Genomic DNA, 978 nt, shown 5'->3' with positions numbered 1-978 from the left:
CACCCCCTTGTCAAAAAAGGCATGTGTATTAGCCAAGAGCAAGCAGAAGAAATCCTTTGTGACGACTTAAAGCAATTTGAGAAGACGGTAGAGGAATCGGTCACGGTTTCGTTAACGGATTGCCAATTCGCGGCATTGGTCTCATTTTGCTATAATGTAGGAACAGCTGCTTTTCGCAAGTCAACATTGTTGAAGAAGCTTAATCAAGGGGATTATGAAGCCGTACCTGTTGAATTACAGAAATGGAATAAGGTGGGTGGGAAGCCTCTTGCGGGTTTAGCCAACCGTCGAGCAGCAGAAGCAGGATTATGGGTAAAAGGGTCTTATGTTTCTTCAAATTATCAAAGGGTAGAAACGAAAACGGCAACCGGACTTCTTAAAATAGAAGCACTTGCCCCGATTATAGGGTCTTGTTCTGGTTTTGGTGGCTTGTTAGCAGGCAATGGACCGGTGCAATGGGCATTAGCAGGCATCATGGTTTTAGCGGCTGTAACGGGCATAGTGATTGTCGCCAAGCGGTTTCGGGAGCAACGCTTATGATTTTTTGGCTAAAGAAATATTCTCTGATGTTTACAGCGGCTTTAGCCGTTTTTTTTATGGCTTTAGCCAAGGCGTTTCACCTTGGCAAGCAAAGCGAAAGGCAAAAGCAAACAGAGAATGCTTTAAAGACAGCAACAACGCGGCTTGAGGTAGAAAATGAAGTTAATCAAAAAAGTGATGCTGGTGTGCGCTCTGAACTTTCTCGTTGGGTGCGCGGCAAATAGGTCTGTTTCTTGTGGTGGCTGGTTGCCCATTTATTTGGATAATAAGGATGTTGCGGTCATCAGTTCCAACCTTGCAAGAGATATTTTGAAGCATAACAAGCAGGGAGCCCATTTATGTGGTTGGAAAGATGGTCAAGAAACGAAGCAGCAAAGATAAAGATCTTACAGAAAAAGAACAACAGCTCCTTCACGAGATGATAGAGACCTATCAAGG

2 protein-coding genes are annotated in these 978 nt (G+C 44.1%); both read left to right on the top strand.

Annotated elements, in window-relative coordinates; all coding sequences use genetic code 11:
* On the top strand, positions 1–540 hold a 540-nt coding region (locus PVV63_RS10280), incomplete at its 5' end, for a lysozyme (RefSeq protein WP_273791761.1).
* Complete coding sequence (locus PVV63_RS10275) at positions 537–764, top strand: hypothetical protein (protein WP_012754703.1); 228 nt, start codon at positions 537–539, stop codon at positions 762–764. The genes PVV63_RS10280 and PVV63_RS10275, both read left to right, overlap by 4 nt.
* Positions 765–978 lie beyond the last annotated feature (214 nt).

This window comes from Bartonella sp. CM31XJBT (assembly GCF_028618555.1).
Lineage (GTDB): Bacteria > Pseudomonadota > Alphaproteobacteria > Rhizobiales > Rhizobiaceae > Bartonella.
Note: the sequence above shows the minus strand (reverse complement) of the source record. Positions and strands in the feature narration are given on the sequence as shown.

What these genes read in the sequence shown, in the direction of transcription:
- PVV63_RS10275 (WP_012754703.1), top strand. Translation starts at nt 537, where the DNA reads ATGATTTTTTGGCTAAAGAAATATTCTCTGATGTTTACAGCGGCTTTA.